The organism is Pontivivens marinum, from assembly GCF_900231835.1.
In the GTDB taxonomy this organism is placed as follows: Bacteria; Pseudomonadota; Alphaproteobacteria; order Rhodobacterales; family Rhodobacteraceae; genus Pontivivens; species Pontivivens marinum.
Genome location: NZ_OCTN01000008.1, coordinates 45,442 through 62,563, shown reverse-complemented (window position 1 = coordinate 62,563; position 17,122 = coordinate 45,442). Strand labels below are relative to the sequence as shown.

General features: G+C 59.8%; 11 protein-coding genes. 9 read left to right on the top strand and 2 right to left on the bottom strand.

All coding sequences use genetic code 11. The features are described from left to right. Positions 1–2 precede the first annotated feature (2 nt). Positions 3–998 (bottom strand): taurine ABC transporter substrate-binding protein, encoded by a 996-nt coding sequence (locus tag CR254_RS15080; protein WP_097931443.1) that lies wholly within the window; start codon positions 996–998, stop codon positions 3–5. A 182-nt stretch (positions 999–1,180) separates the two neighbouring features. After that, positions 1,181–2,500 (bottom strand): omega-aminotransferase AptA, encoded by a 1,320-nt coding sequence (gene aptA / locus CR254_RS15075; protein WP_097931441.1) that lies wholly within the window; start codon positions 2,498–2,500, stop codon positions 1,181–1,183. Positions 2,501–2,632: 132 nt separating this feature from the next. Here aptA and pdxR point away from each other — a divergent pair, with 132 nt between their 5' ends. From pdxR to CR254_RS15030, 9 genes are all read left to right on the top strand, one after another. Next, positions 2,633–4,105, top strand: a complete 1,473-nt coding sequence (pdxR, locus tag CR254_RS15070; protein ID WP_097931439.1) for a MocR-like pyridoxine biosynthesis transcription factor PdxR — start codon at positions 2,633–2,635, stop codon at positions 4,103–4,105. Between the two features lie 99 nt (positions 4,106–4,204). Continuing rightward, a complete protein-coding gene (gene xsc, locus CR254_RS15065; RefSeq protein WP_097931437.1) occupies positions 4,205–5,983 on the top strand; it encodes a sulfoacetaldehyde acetyltransferase in 1,779 nt (592 codons plus the stop codon). A 144-nt stretch (positions 5,984–6,127) separates the two neighbouring features. Next, positions 6,128–6,895 carry a sulfite exporter TauE/SafE family protein gene (locus CR254_RS15060; RefSeq protein WP_097931435.1) on the top strand — a complete coding sequence of 256 codons (768 nt, stop codon included), beginning with the start codon at positions 6,128–6,130 and terminating at the stop codon, positions 6,893–6,895. A gap of 40 nt (positions 6,896–6,935) precedes the next feature. Beyond that, the gene (locus tag CR254_RS15055; protein WP_097931433.1) at positions 6,936–9,764 is read left to right on the top strand and encodes a molybdopterin oxidoreductase family protein; all 2,829 of its coding nucleotides are present in this window, start codon (positions 6,936–6,938) and stop codon (positions 9,762–9,764) included. Between the two features lie 121 nt (positions 9,765–9,885). Continuing rightward, positions 9,886–10,641, top strand: coding sequence for a 4Fe-4S dicluster domain-containing protein (locus CR254_RS15050; RefSeq protein ID WP_097931432.1), 756 nt, complete (start codon positions 9,886–9,888; stop codon positions 10,639–10,641). After that, positions 10,641–11,516: a dimethyl sulfoxide reductase anchor subunit family protein gene (locus CR254_RS15045; protein WP_097931430.1), complete on the top strand. Its 876-nt coding sequence runs from the start codon at positions 10,641–10,643 to the stop codon at positions 11,514–11,516. Before CR254_RS15050 ends, CR254_RS15045 begins: the two co-directional genes overlap by 1 nt. A 64-nt stretch (positions 11,517–11,580) precedes the next feature. After that, on the top strand, positions 11,581–12,150 hold the full coding sequence (locus CR254_RS15040) for a helix-turn-helix domain-containing protein (RefSeq protein WP_097931428.1): 570 nt from the start codon (positions 11,581–11,583) through the stop codon (positions 12,148–12,150). A gap of 11 nt (positions 12,151–12,161) precedes the next feature. Continuing rightward, positions 12,162–14,594: a GcvT family protein gene (locus CR254_RS15035; RefSeq protein WP_097931426.1), complete on the top strand. Its 2,433-nt coding sequence runs from the start codon at positions 12,162–12,164 to the stop codon at positions 14,592–14,594. After that, complete coding sequence (locus tag CR254_RS15030; RefSeq protein WP_097931425.1) at positions 14,591–17,026, top strand: GcvT family protein; 2,436 nt, start codon at positions 14,591–14,593, stop codon at positions 17,024–17,026. Before CR254_RS15035 ends, CR254_RS15030 begins: the two co-directional genes overlap by 4 nt. Positions 17,027–17,122 lie beyond the last annotated feature (96 nt).

The window sequence follows — 17,122 nt, the reverse complement described above, 5'->3', positions numbered from 1 at the left end:
GCTTACTCAGCAGCTTCGGACAGAGGTGCCGTGTCTACTGCGTCCTCATAGGTGTCACGCGCCGACGGGATGTTGCCCTGCTCAACAAAGAAGTCTGCGACCTCCTTGAGGAAGGTTTGCGTGGCGCCACCGAACCATTCTTCGCCCAGCTGCTCCTCAACCGACGGGAATGCGAATGTGGCAAGGCTCGCCGCCGCTGCATCCACATCCATACCTGCATCCTGTGCGATCACGGCCAGCATCTCATCCGTGTGCTCACCGGAATTCCACATCGCGTTCATGCGCGCCGTCACGGCAAGGAACTCCGCCAGCATCTCTGGCTGCTCCGCCGCGAAATCTGCGGGAACCGAGGTCACGTCGAACACCTGAATGCCCAGCGCCTGCTTTTCCGCACCGGTCAGCAGGATGTTGCCATGCTCCAGCATACGGCGCAGACCGCCGCCCCAACCGCACGACATGTCCACATCGCCCTGCGACAGCGCAACAGCGCCCTCAGCCGGAGCCATATCAACGATATTCATTGTCGAGACATCAACGCCGAAATGCTCCATCTGCTTGAGGAAGCCGTAATGCGCCGCCGTACCGATTGGAACAGCAGCCGTCAGGCCCGCCAGATCGGATGCGGTGGAGGCATCGATTTCCAGCGCCTCGGCCACAACGCAGTTATCGTTGTCAGCATAGGCAACAGCCACATCAACCGCGACCAGATCCTGACCGGCAGATGCCGCGATCACGAAGGGCGGAACCCCCTGCGAGACGGAAATATGCACATCACCCGATGCCATAGCAGCCGACATTGCTGTGCCCGCATCGAATGAACGCCAGTTGATGGTAACGCCCATCTCTTCCTCGTAGATGCCGTTTGCCTTGGCAAACTGGAACGGCATTGGCCATTCGAGGAAGTAGCCAACAGTGATTTCCTGCGCGGTTGCGGCATGTGCGCTGGCGATCAGGGCGATGGCGGTCATGCCGCCGGCGAATTTCTTGGTGATAGACATAGTATCTCCTTCGTTGGGTTGGTCATGTGACCCCGTGGCGTCGGATTCCTTTGCGGATCGACTTTTTTATGCGCCGCCATTTTTGACGGTCGTTATGCGATCACTGCGGTGCAGCAAAACACATGTTTACCCAAAGACGAAATCATTCTGTCCCGCCTATGGGAATTCGTTCAGATCACAACTTACCGTGGCAACGCATCCAGCGTGGCCCGGAATTTCGTAATCATCTCATCAATATGCGCACGTTCCGCGATATACATTGGCGCTAGAATGCCGTTATCGCCGGTGAACTTAACGTGCATTCCTTTCCAGAACATCTCCGTCTGGGCCAATACGCCGCGCGCGCCGGGTTTGGGGTGCGGGTACAGCTCTACCCCGGCCATCATGCCGATGGTGCGGATATCCTTGACCAGTTCATGATCGCTCAGGCTCATCACGGCTTGCTCGAAATAGGGGGCCATATCCTTGGCCCGATCGAACAACCCCTCCTCCTGATAAATCGCCAGCGAGGCAAGCCCCGCCGCGCAGGCCGCTGGGTGGCCGGAATAGGTATAGCCGTGGAACAGCTCGATCCCGCCCATCGCGGCCTTGTCGGTCACAACGTCGTAAATCTCATCGCGCACAACGACAGCGCCCATGGGGATTGCACCGTTGGTCAGCGCCTTTGCCATGGTCATGATGTCAGGAACCACCCCGAACGCATCAGCCGAGAATTTCCCGCCCACACGGCCAAAGCCGCAGATCACGTCATCGAATACCAGCAGGATATCGTTGGCGTCGCAAATCTCGCGAATACGCTGCAAATACCCGATGGGCGGTGGTAATGTACCGGTGGAACCTGCAACCGGCTCGATAAACACAGCACCGATGGTTTCCGCGCCGAAATTGTCGATGGCGCGCTGCAAATCCTCGGCACGATCCGCACCGCCCGCACGCTGTCCGGGGGTAAACAGGTCATCCTCGGTCCATGTGTGGCGCATGAACACCACATTCGGCATGACCGACGGGAAAGCACGACGGTTATTCACCAGACCGGACAGGCTAACCCCGCCGATATTCACACCGTGATAGGCCCGTTCGCGGCTGATAAAGCGGTGGCGGTTCTCACCCTTGGCTGTGTGATAGGCCATCGCGATTTTCAGCGCGGTATCAATCGCCTCGGAACCGGAATTGACAAAGAACACCTTGTTCATGCTGTCCGGCGTCAGGCGGCTAACCTGTTCCGCCAATGCAAAGGACAGCCCGTGACCCGTGCCGAATGGCGATACATAGGTCAGTTGCTGCATGGACTGGTGGACAGCCTCGATAATCTTGGGGTGGCAATGACCGGCGGGCGAACAGAACAGACCGGATGAACCGTCGATGATCTGCCCCCCCCTGTGATCCGTCATATACAGGCCCTCGGCCTTTACGACCAAACGGGGGTCTTTCTTGAAACCGCGATTGTCCGTGAAGGGGATCCAAAATTCCTCTAGCGAATTGCTTTTAACGTCCAGCCCCATCTCGTCCTCCACATCTACCACCGGTCTGAATTGCGCCGGAATGGGTTGACGTTAGGAACGTCCGCCTGTTTTTCTTACATCCAGTTCAAACTGTCACATAAGGCCAGTATGCAGGAGCGTCGCGCAGCCACTATGGGCATTTCCGAGGAAACCTTCTTCTTTGACCCCCGCTCGCAGGGGACATTGCAACAGCAAATTCAGGAGATGGTGGCGCAGGGCATTTTATCCGGCAGATTTAGGGTGGGTGAGAAGCTGCCCTCCTCACGCAAACTGGCCGCGCATCTGGGCGTCAGCCGCATCACGGTGACGCTGGCCTATACGGAGCTGATGGCAGATGCCTATATCTTTACCCGTGGCAAATCGGGTTATTTCGTATCGCCCGACGCGCCCCAATCCCCGAAATTTCTGGCGTCCCATGTGCCTGCGGGCAATGGCGTGGATTGGAGCCGCGCCATGGGACGCCGGTTTTCAAACGTACCGCGACCGGACAAGCCAGCGGATTGGCGCACCTATCATGCCCCGTTCATCTACGGTCAGGCGGATAATACCCTGTTCGACCACCAAAACTGGCGCAACTGCGCGCTGCGTGCCCTAGGCCAGCGTGAATTCGACAGTCTGGCCACCGATGCGTTTCAACAGGACGATCCTATTCTGGTGGAATATATCGCCCGCCACTCCCTGCCCCGCCGTGGCATCATCGCCCGACCGGAGGAGATTATCGTCACTCTTGGCGCGCAGAACGCATTGTGGATCGCCGCGCAAATCCTGCTGACCCAACGCCGCACCGCGACTGTTGAAAACCCCAGCTATTACGGCTTGCGAGAGGTCCTTACCCCCACACGGTGCAAGGAAATCCGCGTTGATATCGACGCGGACGGCCTGCCACCGGATGCGATCCCCACGGAAACCGATGTGCTGTTCACCACGCCCAGTCATCAATGCCCGTCCACCGTGACCATGCCGCTGGCCCGCCGACAGGCCCTGATGGCTCGCGCGGCCAAGGATGACTTCCTGATCGTCGAGGATGATTACGAATACGAGATGTCGTTTCTAAAGGCGGCGACCCCCGCCCTGAAATCCATGGATCACGACGGGCGGGTTATCTATATCGGCTCGTTCTCCAAATCCTTGTTCCCCGGCCTGCGCCTTGGCTACATGGTCGGGTCCGAGGAATTCATCCGCGAGGCCCGCGAACTGCGCTCCGCGATGTTGCGCCACCCGCCGGGGCATATGCAGCGCACGACTGCCTATTTCCTGTCATTGGGTCATTACGATGCCCTATTGCGCAGGCAAGGCCGCGCCTTTCACCGTCGGCGCAATGTCATGACCGCCGCGATCGAGGAATACGGCCTGCGCATCGCCGGTTCGGGCAGTTTTGGTGGCTCATCCTTGTGGATGCGGGCGCCGGACGGTACAGATACGGATGCGCTGGCCCATGACCTGCGCGCGCACGGGGTGCTGATCGAACCGGGCGGCGTGTATTTCGATGACGGGTTAAAGCCGACAAATTACTATCGGTTGGCCTATTCCTCCGTGTCCGAGGATCGCATTCCAGCAGGCATCGCACGCATTGCGACGGCCCTAAAAAACGCCCCGAAAGCGTAATATCTGGACATAAGCTACCCAGGCATCTGGCCCTAACCTCGCCTATACTGGCTGACCTATCGTCGCCGCAGATAACATCATTTGCACGGAGCCATCGCAATGAAAATGACTACCGAAGAAGCCTTCGTCAAAACCTTGCAGATGCATGGCATCCGGCACGCATTCGGGATCATCGGCTCGGCCATGATGCCAATCTCCGATCTATTCCCGCAGGCCGGTATCAACTTCTGGGACTGCGCGCATGAGGGGTCCGCCGGCATGATGGCCGATGGCTACACCCGCGCGACTGGTGAAATGTCGATGATGATCGCGCAAAACGGTCCGGGCATCACCAACTTCGTGACGGCTGTGAAAACCGCGTACTGGAACCACACGCCACTGCTGCTGGTCACACCTCAGGCGGCGAACAAAACCATCGGTCAGGGCGGCTTTCAGGAAGTCGAGCAGATGAAGCTGTTCGAGGATATGGTCGCCTATCAGGAGGAGGTCCGCGATCCCTCCCGCATTGCCGAAGTCCTCGCCCGTGTGATCGCCAAGGCAAAGCGCGCCTGCGCCCCTGCCCAGATCAACATCCCCCGCGATTACTGGACGCAAGTGATCGACGTCCCCCTGCCCACAACTCCTGATTTCGAGCTGCCCGCAGGCGGCATCAGCTCCATCGCGCAAGCGGCGGAGTTACTGTCCACCGCGAAATTCCCCGTCATCCTGAACGGTGCGGGCGTTGTCCTGTCCGCAGGCGGCATCGACGCCTCGCGCCTGTTGGCGGAGCGTTTGGACGCACCGGTTTGCGTAGGTTACCAGCACAACGATGCCTTCCCCGGCGGCCACCCCCTGTTCGCTGGCCCACTGGGCTATAACGGATCAAAAGCAGGGATGGAGCTGATCGCAAAGGCAGATGTTGTCCTCGCCCTCGGCACGCGCCTCAACCCGTTCTCGACCCTGCCCGGTTACGGCATGGATTACTGGCCAACAGATGCGAAGATCATTCAGGTTGACCTTAACCCCGATCGCATCGGCCTGACCAAAACCGTGACCGTCGGCATTGTCGGCGATGCGGCAAAGGTGGCGACCGGCATCGCCGAGCACCTCAGCGACGGCGCAGGCGATACCGACCGTCAGGCCCGCCGCGATATGATTGCACAAACCAAATCGACATGGGCACAACAGCTTTCATCGATGGATCACGAGGATGACGATCCGGGCACCACATGGAACGAGCGTGCCCGCGCCGACAAACCCGACTGGATGTCGCCCCGCATGGCATGGCGCGCGATCCAGTCTGCCTTGCCCAAGGAGGCGATCATCTCCTCCGATATCGGCAATAACTGCGCCATCGGCAACGCCTATCCGTCCTTTGATGAGGGCCGCAAATACCTCGCCCCCGGCCTGTTCGGCCCCTGTGGTTATGGCCTGCCCGCAATCATGGGCGCGAAAATCGGCCAGCCTGACGTGCCTGTTGTGGGCTTTGCCGGCGACGGCGCATTCGGCATCGCAGTGAACGAGCTAACGGCGATTGGCCGCAATGAATGGCCACCTGTCACGATGATCGTTTTCCGCAACTATCAGTGGGGCGCGGAAAAGCGGAACTCGACCCTGTGGTTCGACGATAACTTCGTCGGGACCGAACTGGATACCAGCGTATCCTATGCAGGCATCGCACAGGCCTGTGGATTGCAGGGCGTGGTCGCGCGCACGATGGATGAGTTGACCGAGGCGCTGAACAACGCGATCCGCGACCAGATGCAGAACGGTAAAACCACCCTGATCGAGGCGATGATCAATCAGGAACTGGGCGAACCCTTCCGCCGCGATGCAATGAAAAAGCCGGTTTCCGTCGCTGGCATCAATGCCGCTGATATGGCTGCACCTGCACGCTAAACGACACTGAACTACCTTCGTCGGATGACCCTCCGGCCACCTAACCCGCCGGGACAATGGCTCGGCGGGGCTTTCATGACCCCGCCACAAATGTGGCCTGTTTCCGTACCCCCTGAGTACCCCCGCCAAAGGCCCCAATTCCCAATGCTTGACTATTTATCCGCCCTGACGGCACTGCCCGCCGACGACCTCATATTGCTCAGCTGCATCGCATACGGCGCCGGCCTTGTTCGCGGATTTTCAGGATTTGCCCTCTCCGCACTGGTCATGGCCAGCGCCACAGCAATCCTGCCCCCTGTCGCGCTGATCCCGATCCTGTGGTTTATGGAGATGACCGCAGGCATGCTGATGGTGCGCGGCGGCATGACCGAGGCTGATCGCGGCGTAGTGGCCGGTTTGGTCTTTGGCTCCTTTGTCGGCACCCCAATCGGGCTGGCAATCACAACCACCGTTTCACCCACAACATCCGCGCTGATCGCGCTGATCATCATCATCGTGCTGGCCCTGACACAACTGGCCCGCATCCGCCTTGCCTTTCTGTCCACCCGTCCGGGCTTGCTGATCTCGGGCCTCGTTTCGGGCATTGCGACGGGCCTGGCATCGGTGGGCGGCATGGTTGTCGCGCTCTACGTCCTGGCACGCGAGGCACCTGCACGGCAGATGCGCGCCTCACTGGTGATGTTCCTGTTCTTCTCCTCCATCGGGTCGGGGATCTATATGGCACTATACGGCCTGCTGGATCGTGAGACAGTGATGCGCGGCCTATTGCTGAGCATTCCGGCGGCAGTGGGCGTTGCGATGGGCCAGCGGATCTTCATCCCCGTGCTGGAACGATATTACCGCCCATTTTGCCTGAGCCTGTTGATTATTCTTGCCGTGGCAGGTTTGGTAAGAAAAATTGCCTACGCATGACGATAAACTAAGAAAATTCCTCTCAGCCGAAAGCCAGCAGATGACACAGCACCAGCCGATCGTGGATACGCAGCCCAAGGTTTCGGACGAGGTGCGAAAAACGACCTGCTACATGTGTGCCTGCCGCTGCGGTATCAACGTGCATCTGAAAAACGGCACCGTCGCGTATATCGAGGGGAACAAGGATCATCCGGTGAACAAGGGCGTGCTGTGCGCCAAGGGCTCCGCCGGCATCATGCAAATCAACTCCCCCGCCCGCCTGCGCGCCCCGTTGAAGCGTGTGGGCCCGCGCGGCTCCGGCGCGTTCGAGGAAATCTCGTGGGAGGAGGCACTGACCATCGCCACCACCCGCCTCAACAAAATCCGTGAGACGGCACCTGAGAAGCTGGCCTTCTTTACCGGCCGCGACCAATCGCAGAGCTTTACCAGCCTGTGGGCGCAAAGCTTCGGCACGCCTAACTACGCGGCGCATGGCGGCTTTTGCTCGGTCAATATGGCGGCGGCGGGCATCTACACGATGGGCGGCGCGTTTTGGGAGTTCGGTCAGCCTGACTGGGACCATACCAAACTGTTCATGCTGTTCGGCGTGGCCGAGGATCACGACTCCAACCCCATCAAAATGGGCTTGGGCAAGCTGAAATCGCGCGGGGCCAAGGTGATCGGCGTGAACCCCATCCGCTCCGGCTATAACGCCATTGCGGATGAATGGGTCGGGATTACTCCGGGCACGGACGGGCTGTTCATCCTCGCGCTGGTGCATGAATTGCTAAAGGCGGGTAAGATCGACCTGACCTATCTGCGCCAATATACCAACGCGCCGGTTCTGCTGAACGGGGATGAGGCATCCCCCGAATTCGGCCTGTTCCTGCGCGATGCGGATGGCAAACCGCTGGTGATCGACCGCATGACGGGGCAACTGGCCCCGTTTGACCAAACGGGCGTGCGCCCCGACCTTGCCGCGACACACACCGTCGATGGCATCACCCACCGGCCCGTTTTCCAGCATCTGGCCGAACGCTATCTATCGGATGACTATGCCCCCGACGCCGTGGCACAGCGATGCGGCATCACCGCGTCAAAAATCCGCCACATCGCCGCCGAACTGGCCCGCGTCGCCTTTGACGAGAGTTTCGAGCTGCCCCAACCATGGACCGATTTTCGGGGTGAGCATCACGAGACCATGGTTGGCCGTCCTGTCAGCTTTCACGCCATGCGCGGGATTTCGGCGCATTCCAACGGCTTCCAAACCTGCCGCGCGCTGCATGTGCTGCAAATCCTGCTGGGCACGGTCGAGGTGCCGGGCGGCTTCCGCTTTAAACCGCCCTACCCCAAACCGGCGGAGGCACATCCGAAGCCACATTGCGAAGTAAAGGCAGGTAAGCCGCTGGACGGCCCGCATCTGGGCTTTGTCCACGGTCCCGATGACCTGATGCTGTGCAAGGATGACAAACCCACCCGCATAGATAAGGCGTTCACATGGGAAAACCCGATGTCCGCCCATGGCCTGATGCATATGGTCATATCGAACGCCCATGCCGGTGATCCGTACAAGATCGATACGCTGTTCATGTATATGGCCAACATGTCATGGAACTCGTCGATGAACACCAAGGGCGTCATGCAGATGCTGACGGATAAGGATGAGAACGGCGAGTATGTGATCCCCAACATCATCTATTCCGACGCCTATTCGTCCGAGATGGTGGCCTATGCCGACCTCGTTCTGCCCGACACGACGTACCTAGAACGCCACGACTGCATCAGCCTGCTGGACCGCCCGATCTGCGAGGCGGACGCCGCCGCCGATGCGATCCGCTGGCCGGTGATTGAACCGGACAGGGACGTGCGCGGCTTCCAATCAGTGCTGGTGGATATGGCCAACCGCATGGGATTGCCCGGTTGGGTGAACGAGGATGGATCGGGCAAATGGACCGACTATGCCGACTACATCACCAACCACGAACGCCGCCCGGGCGTCGGCCCGCTCGCCGGATTTCGGGGTGACGGAACGCAGGGCGGGCGCGGTGCGCCCAACCCCGACCAGATCGCGAAATACATCGAAAACGGCGCGTTCTGGTCCACCCATATCCCCGAAGAGGCGCAATATTACAAACCGTGGAATGCCGCCTATCAGGACTGGGCCGTAAAAATCGGCCTGTTTGATAAGGCACAACCTTACCTTTTCCAGCTTTATGTCGAACCGATGCGGAGATTCCAGCTCGCGGCGGAGGGGCACGGAAAGCGGCAACCCCCTGAACACCTGCGCGAACAGGTCAAATGCAGCATGGACCCGCTGCCAATCTGGTACGAACCGTTCGAACAGACCCAGACCGACGACGCACAATATCCCGTCCACGCCCTGACCCAGCGGCCCATGGCGATGTATCACTCATGGGGCAGTCAGAATGCATGGCTGCGCCAGATCCACGGGCACAATCCGCTCTACGTGCCAACAAAAATCTGGGAAGCGAACGGCTTTGCTGAGGGGGACTGGGCCAAGGTTACATCCCCCAATGGTCAGATTACCGTTCCCGTCGCCCACATGGCCGCGTTGAACGAAAACACCGTCTGGACATGGAATGCGATTGGCAAGCGTAAGGGCGCATGGGCGCTGGACAAGGACGCCCCCGAAACCACCAAGGGCTTCCTGCTGAACCACCTGATCCACGAGTTACTACCGCCCAAGGGCGACGGCCTGCGCTGGTCCAATTCCGACCCGATCACCGGACAGGCCGCATGGTTCGACCTGCGCGTGCGGATCGAGAAAACGGCGGCGCCAGCCCTTGATCAATCGCAACCGGACATTGCCGCGCAATCCTCACCCGTGCCCGATGCACCGGAGCATGTCAGCCAGCAGGTCGGATCATGATCCGCCGCCCCCTGCTCCCGTTAGGCCGGGCGCGCCTACGGCGCGAGAGCATCCCGAATTTGCCGCCCAAATCTGCCAGCCACAGCGCAGCTACAAAGCAGCCGGAAAGCAGCCAGCAAAAATGACCAGTTTACCGACCCAGACTGACCGCAAACTCGGCCTCGTTATTGACCTCGATATCTGCGTTGGCTGCCATGCCTGCGTGACCTCGTGCAAAGGCTGGAACACCGAAAATTACGGCGCGCCCCTATCGGATATGGACGCCTATGGTGCAAAACCGCAGGGCACATTCCTGAACCGCATCCACTCGTTCGAGGTGCAACCCCAACAGGCTGATAAACCGGCACAAACCGTGCATTTCCCCAAATCATGCCTGCATTGCGACGACGCCCCCTGCGTCACCGTTTGTCCCACCGGTGCCAGCTATAAGCGGCAGGAGGATGGCATCGTTTTGGTCAATGAATCCAGTTGCATAGGCTGTGGACTCTGCGCATGGGCCTGCCCCTATGGCGCGCGTGAGATGGACGCAGATGCCGGTGTAATGAAGAAATGCACCCTCTGCGTGGATCGTATCTATAACGAGAACCTGCCCGAGGAGGACCGCCAACCCGCTTGTGTCCGCACTTGCCCGTCCAATGCAAGGCACTTCGGTGACTTCGCCGATCCGGAAAGCCATGTTTCCCAGATGGTTACGGATCGCGGCGGCTTTGACCTGATGCCAGAGCTCGGCACCTCGCCGGTCAACAAATACCTGCCCCCCCGCCCCAAGGACGCGATGGAGGATGTTCCCGACATCCTAGGTCCGATGATGGCGCGGGTGGATGATACGCCCACCGGCTTCCTCGGTTGGCTTGACCGCACATTGGAGAAAATCTGATGCATCCCGCCCCCTCAGTTATCATATTCTCCGTCTTGTCCGGCCTAGGCTTCGGGTTGTTGGCATGGCTGACATTGGGCCTGCCGGATGTTTCGGGATGGGTTCTTTTTACATTCTTTGCAATTGGTTACGCACTGGCCGTCGGCGGCTTGATTTCCTCGACATTCCACCTTGGCAACCCGCAACGCGCGCTATTGGCATTCACGCAATGGCGGTCGAGCTGGTTAAGTCGCGAGGCATGGTTATCCGTCCTGTCGCTGGTCACGACGGGGCTATACGCGCTGGCGGCGATCTTTTTTGACACGTATTTCGTACCACTGGGCTGGATCGCCAGCTTGCTCAGCCTTGCCACTGTTTTCTCAACCTCAATGATTTACGCGCAGATGAAAACCGTACCCCGTTGGAAACATTGGACAACCAACGCGCTGTTCCTGCTGCTCAGCGCGGGGGGCGGTGCCCTATTGGCCGCGCAAACCACCGCAGCGTGGATATTGCTGGCGGCCGCATTGGCTGTGCAAATCCTGAATTGGAGCAAAGGCGACACCGCCTTTGCTCGCAGCGGATCGACAACGGAAACAGCGACGGGCCTAGGCGCCATCGGCAAGGTGCGCCTGTTCGAGGCCCCGCATTCCGGTGGAAATTATCTATTGGATGAAATGGTTTACCGTATTGGCCGCAAGCATCGAAACCGGCTGCGCGCCATTACAGTGATCTGCATGGCTGCGCCGATTGTACTGCTGATCGTGTCTCCGCTGGGCCACCTCGCAGCGTTGGTTGCGGTGGTCGTGCATCTGACGGGCGTGTTTGCGTCACGGTGGTTGTTCTTTGCCGAGGCGGAGCATGTTGTCGGGCTGTATTACGGCAAAGCTCCGTGAAATTATTGTTGACTTTTTCACGGGCTCGTCGTGAAATTTCAGCAGATAATTTCACGAGGATGCTATGCCATACGAACCATCCCCTGCCTCAACCCTAGGAGCAGACCTGCGCGCGCTGCGGCGTACGCGGGGCCTGACGCTGGGCACTGTTGCGCAAAAAATGGATCGATCTATCGGCTGGATTTCACAGGTGGAGCGCGACCTGTCCACCCCGACCCATGACGATTTACGCGCCTTTGCAGATACTTACGAGGTTCCACTCTCACTGTTTTTTGGAGAGAGCGACGCCCCCGATAATGAACGCGGTCTGGTCGTGCGCGCGGGCAGCCGTCGCGCGATTGGTGATAGCGAAACGGGCCTACGAGAGCAGCTAGTCTCCCCCGATCTGACCGATAGCTTCGAGGTGATCCGGTCCGTCTTTGCGCCCGGTGCGCGGATGGACACCCCCAAAACGCGTGAAACGCAGGAGGTCGCCTATATCCTCAGCGGTAGCCTGACGATCTGGCTGGATGATGTCGAATTCATCATCAGCGCTGGCGACAGTTTTCGTGTGCGCGGGCAGTCCCTGCGCTGGCACAACCCCAACGACCTGCCCGCCATTGCGGTCTGGGTCATCTCCCCACCTGTTTACTGAAAGGTCTCGATATGTCCGATTTCCCTACCACTGCACGGGTTGTGATCATTGGCGGCGGGGCCGTCGGGTGTTCGTCGCTATACCATCTGGCCCGTGCTGGTTGGACCGATTGCGTGCTGCTGGAACGTAACGAGCTAACCGCGGGATCCACATGGCACGCGGCTGGCAATATCCCGAATTTCTCGGCCAATTGGGCCGTTATGAACATGCAGCGCTATTCGACAGAGCTGTATCGCGGCTTGGCCGAAGCCGTAGATTATCCGATGAATTACCACGTTACCGGATCGGTGCGGCTGGCGCATAGCAGAGAACGGATGCAGGAATTCGAGCGCGCCCGCGCGATGGCCCGTCATCAGGGCCTCGACATGGAAATGATGTCCCTAGACGATCTCAAGAACGCCTACCCCTTCATGGAAACCCATGATCTGGAGGGCGGTTTATACGATGCGCTGGACGGTGATATGGACCCCGCGCAGCTGACCCAAGCCTATGCCAAGGGCGCCCGCGATCTGGGCGCGCGCATCCTGCGCTTCACCCCCGCAACCGGTGTGCGGCGTGAGGGCGGCGAGTGGGTTGTTGAAACGGAGAAGGGCGAAATCCGCTGTGAATATGTAGTGAACGCCGCCGGTTACTACGCCCAACGTGTCTCGGAATGGTTCCGCCCCTATGGCGGCCGTCGCCTGCCGATGATGGTGATGAGCCACCAATACCTGCTGACCGATGAAATCCCTGAAATCGAGGCATTTTCGCAGGAAACCGGCAACAAACTGCCCCTGCTTCGCGATGTGGACAGCTCCTATTACCTGCGGCAGGAAAAGCACGGCCTGAACCTCGGTCCATATGAGCGGAACTGCAAGGGCCACTGGATGACGCCCGAGGATCCCATGCCCGAGGATTTCAGCTTCCAGCTATACCCCGATGATCTGGACCGGCTGGAATGGTATATCGAGGATGCAATGGCCCGCGTGCCGCTGCTGGGTCAGACGGGTATTAACAAGGTCATCAATGGCCCGATCCCATACACCCCCGACGGTAACCCGCTGATCGGCCCGATGCCCGGCGTGCCCAATGCGTTCGAGGCTGCGTGCTTCACCTTTGGCATCGCCCAATCCGGCGGCGCGGGTAAGGTGCTGGCCGAATGGATGGTCGAGGGCGGAACCGAGTGGGATATGTGGTCCGTAGACCCCCGCCGCTTTACCGATCACGCGGACCAGGCCTATGCCGATGCCAAGGGGATGGAGGTTTACGGCCACGAATATGCCATCCACTTCCCCCGTCATGAATGGCCCGCAGGGCGCGATAAAAAGCTATCCCCTGTTGATGCCCGCATCCGCGCCGATGGTGGTGTGATGGGTGCATATAACGGCTGGGAGCGCGCGAACTGGTTCGCCAAGGACGGCGACGACACCTCCGAGGCATCAACCGAAACGTGGAACCGCCATGGCCCGTGGGAGGCGCGGATCGCCGAGGAGGTTCACGCCGTCACAAATGGCTGCAGCGTTCTGGACCTGCCCGGATTTTCACGGTTTGAGCTGTCCGGCGACGGTGCCGCGGATTGGCTGCTGACGCGCATGGCCGGTGGTTTGCCCAAGGTTGGCCGCGTTGGTTTGGCCTATTTTGCCGATGATCGCGGGCGGCTTGTGACGGAAATGTCGGTGCTGCGCAGTGGTGAGGATAGCTTCACCCTGATCACCGCCGCCCCTGCGCAATGGCATGATTTCGAACTGTTGGATCACGCCCTGCCCGAGGGGGTGGAGCTGACTGATCGCACGGCAGAGGTGTCCACGCTGATTATCTGCGGCCCGCACACACGGCAGGTTCTGGCCACCCTGACCGATGGCGACCTGACCCAACCGTGGTTGAGCCACCAGCAGGCCAATGTCTGCGGAAAACCCGTCCTGTTGGCCCGTGTCTGCTTCGCGGGTGAGCTGGGCTGGGAGGTGCATTGCCCGATGCAGGATGCGGCGGAAATCTATGACGCGGTGCGCGATGCGGGGGCAAAACCCTTTGGCATGTACGCCCTGAACTCGATGCGGATCGAGAAGGGATACCGCGCATGGAAGGGCGATTTGTCCACGGATTACACCTTGCTTGAGGCCGGAATGGACCGGTTCGTAAAGCTGGACAAGGAACAGGACTTCCCCGGTAAGGCAGCCCTGCTGGCACAGGTTCCGACCAAACGCTTCGCCACGCTGAAAATTGAAGTTGAGGAATTTGACGCCCCCTACATGTCCAGCGTCCTGCTGGGTGATGAGATTGTGGGTGAAGTAACCTCGGGCGGATATGGCTACCGCGTGGATGCGGCCCTTGGCCTAGCCATTGTGCGCTCGGATATTGCGGCGGGCGCGACGGTTGGCGTCAATATCTTTGGCAACATCTATCCTGCCACAGTCCTGCCCGACGGCCCCGCATTTGATCCCAAGAACGAAAGGCTACGCGCATGACCGTCCCCGCAAAGGCCCGCGTTGTTATCATCGGGGGCGGCGTAATCGGCTGCTCCGTCGCGTATCACCTCAGCAAACTGGGTTGGACCGATATTGTGCTGCTGGAGCGTAAGCGCCTGACCTCCGGCACGACATGGCACGCGGCAGGGCTGATCGCGCAGTTGCGCGCCACACAAAACATGACCCGACTCGCGAGATACTCGCAGGAGCTATATGGCGAGCTGGAGGCGGAAACCGGCGTTTCCACAGGGTTCCGGCGTTGCGGGTCCATCACCGTTGCCTTGACCGAGGCACGGCAGGAGGAGCTGTTGCGGCAGGCGGGAATGGCCCGTGCCTTTGGCGTGGATATCGAATCCATCAGCCCGACTGAAATCGCAGCCCGCTATCCCCACCTGAACATCGACGACGTTTTGTCCGGCGTTTATCTGGAAAAGGACGGTCAGGGCGATCCGGCAAATATCGCGCTGGCCTTGGCCAAGGGTGCGCGGCAACGTGGTGCGCGCGTGCTGGAAAACACGCTTGTGACCGGAGTGCGGCGTGAGGGGCGGCGGATCACAGGCGTTGATTGGCAACAGGGCGAGGATCGCGGCCATATCGAGGCGGAGATGGTGGTAAACTGCGCAGGCATGTGGGGCCGCGAGGTTGGCCAGATGCTGGGCGCGAATGTGCCGCTACAGGCCTGTGAACATTTCTACATCGTGACCGAAGCGATCCCCGGTCTGACGCAACTGCCCGTGCTACGTGTCCCCGATGAATGCGCCTACTACAAGGAGGACGCGGGCAAGATCCTGTTGGGCGCATTTGAGCCTGTCGCAAAGCCATGGGGCCCCATTCCCCATGATTTCGAATTCGACCAATTGCCCGAGGATTTCGACCATTTCGAACCGATCCTGGAGCAAGCCGTCAACCGCTTCCCCGCCTTGGCCGAGGCGGGCATCCATACCTTCTTTAACGGACCGGAAAGCTTTACCCCCGATGATGCCTATCACCTTGGCCTTGCGCCGGAGATGGACAATGTCTGGGTGGCTGCGGGCTTTAACTCCATCGGCATACAATCTGCGGGCGGGGCTGGGATGGCGCTGGCCCAGTGGATGGATACGGGGGAAAAGCCGTTCGATCTGGGCGATGTGGATATTGCGCGGATGCAGCCCTTTCAGGGGAACAAACACTATCTGGTGGAGCGGTCAAAGGAGACGCTGGGCCTGCTCTATGCCGATCACTACCCCTACCGGCAAAAGGCAACGGCGCGGGGCATTCGACGCTCGCCCCTGCATAACCTGCTGCTGGATCAGGGCGCCGTCATGGGTGAGCTGGCAGGGTGGGAGCGTGCGAACTGGTTCGCAAGCCCCGATCAAACGCCCGAATACCAATATAGCTGGGGCCGTCAGAACTGGTTTGAAAACCAAGCAGCCGAACATCACGCCGTGCGCAATGGCGTTGGAATGTACGACATGACATCCTTTGGTAAAATACGGGTTGAGGGGCCGGATGCGTGCGCCTTCCTCAACCGCGTATGCGGCGGGCAGATGGACGTGGCGGCGGGTAAGATTGTCTATACCCAGTTCCTCAATTCCCGTGGCGGGATCGAGGCGGATGTGACCGTCACCCGCCTGTCCGAAACCGCCTATCTGATCGTGACACCTGCCGCGACGCGACTGACTGATGAGACGTGGCTGCGCCGGTCCCTACGCGATGAATTCGCAATCATCACCGATGTCACAAGCGGCGAGGCGGTTTTGGCCATCATGGGACCGCGCGCGCGCGATCTGCTGACGCTTGTCTCGCCCGATAATGTCTCGAACGAGGCGCATCCCTTTGGCATGGCGCGCACGATCGAGATCGGGATGTGCCACGCCCGCGCCCACCGCGTGACCTATGTGGGTGAGCTGGGGTGGGAGCTATACGTCCCCACCGAATTCGCCGCCCATGTCTTTGAGGTATTACTGAAAGCAGGCGAGCAGGTCGGGCTGAAGCTGTGCGGATTGCACATGATGGATTCCTGCCGGATCGAGAAGGCCTTCCGCCATTTCGGTCATGATATCACCTGCGAGGATCACGTGATTGATGCGGGGCTAGGCTTTGCCGTAAAAACCGATAAGCCCGCCTTTACCGGCCGTGATGCGGTTTTGCGGCGCAAGGAAACCGGCCCGCAGGCGCGCATGGTGCAATTCCTGCTGAACGATCCGCAGCCGCTATTGTTCCATGCCGAACCGATCCTGCGCGACGGGGATGTTGTCGGTTATCTGGCCAGCGGCAATTACGGCCATACTTTGGGTGGGGCTGTCGGACTGGGCTATGTGCCCTGTGCAGGACAAAGCGCGGCGGAGGTTCTGGCATCAAGCTATGAGATTGAGGTCGCAGGCCAGCGCATACCGGCAACCGCATCGCTGCGCCCGCTATACGATCCGAAATCCGAGCGGGTGAAGTGCTAGGCAAAGGTTTCAAATTTGTGAACAATCAGTTGCTGGGGCGCCCTATATGCGCGTGCCAGCAACAATGCTAGATGATGGCCATCACAGTTAAACTGA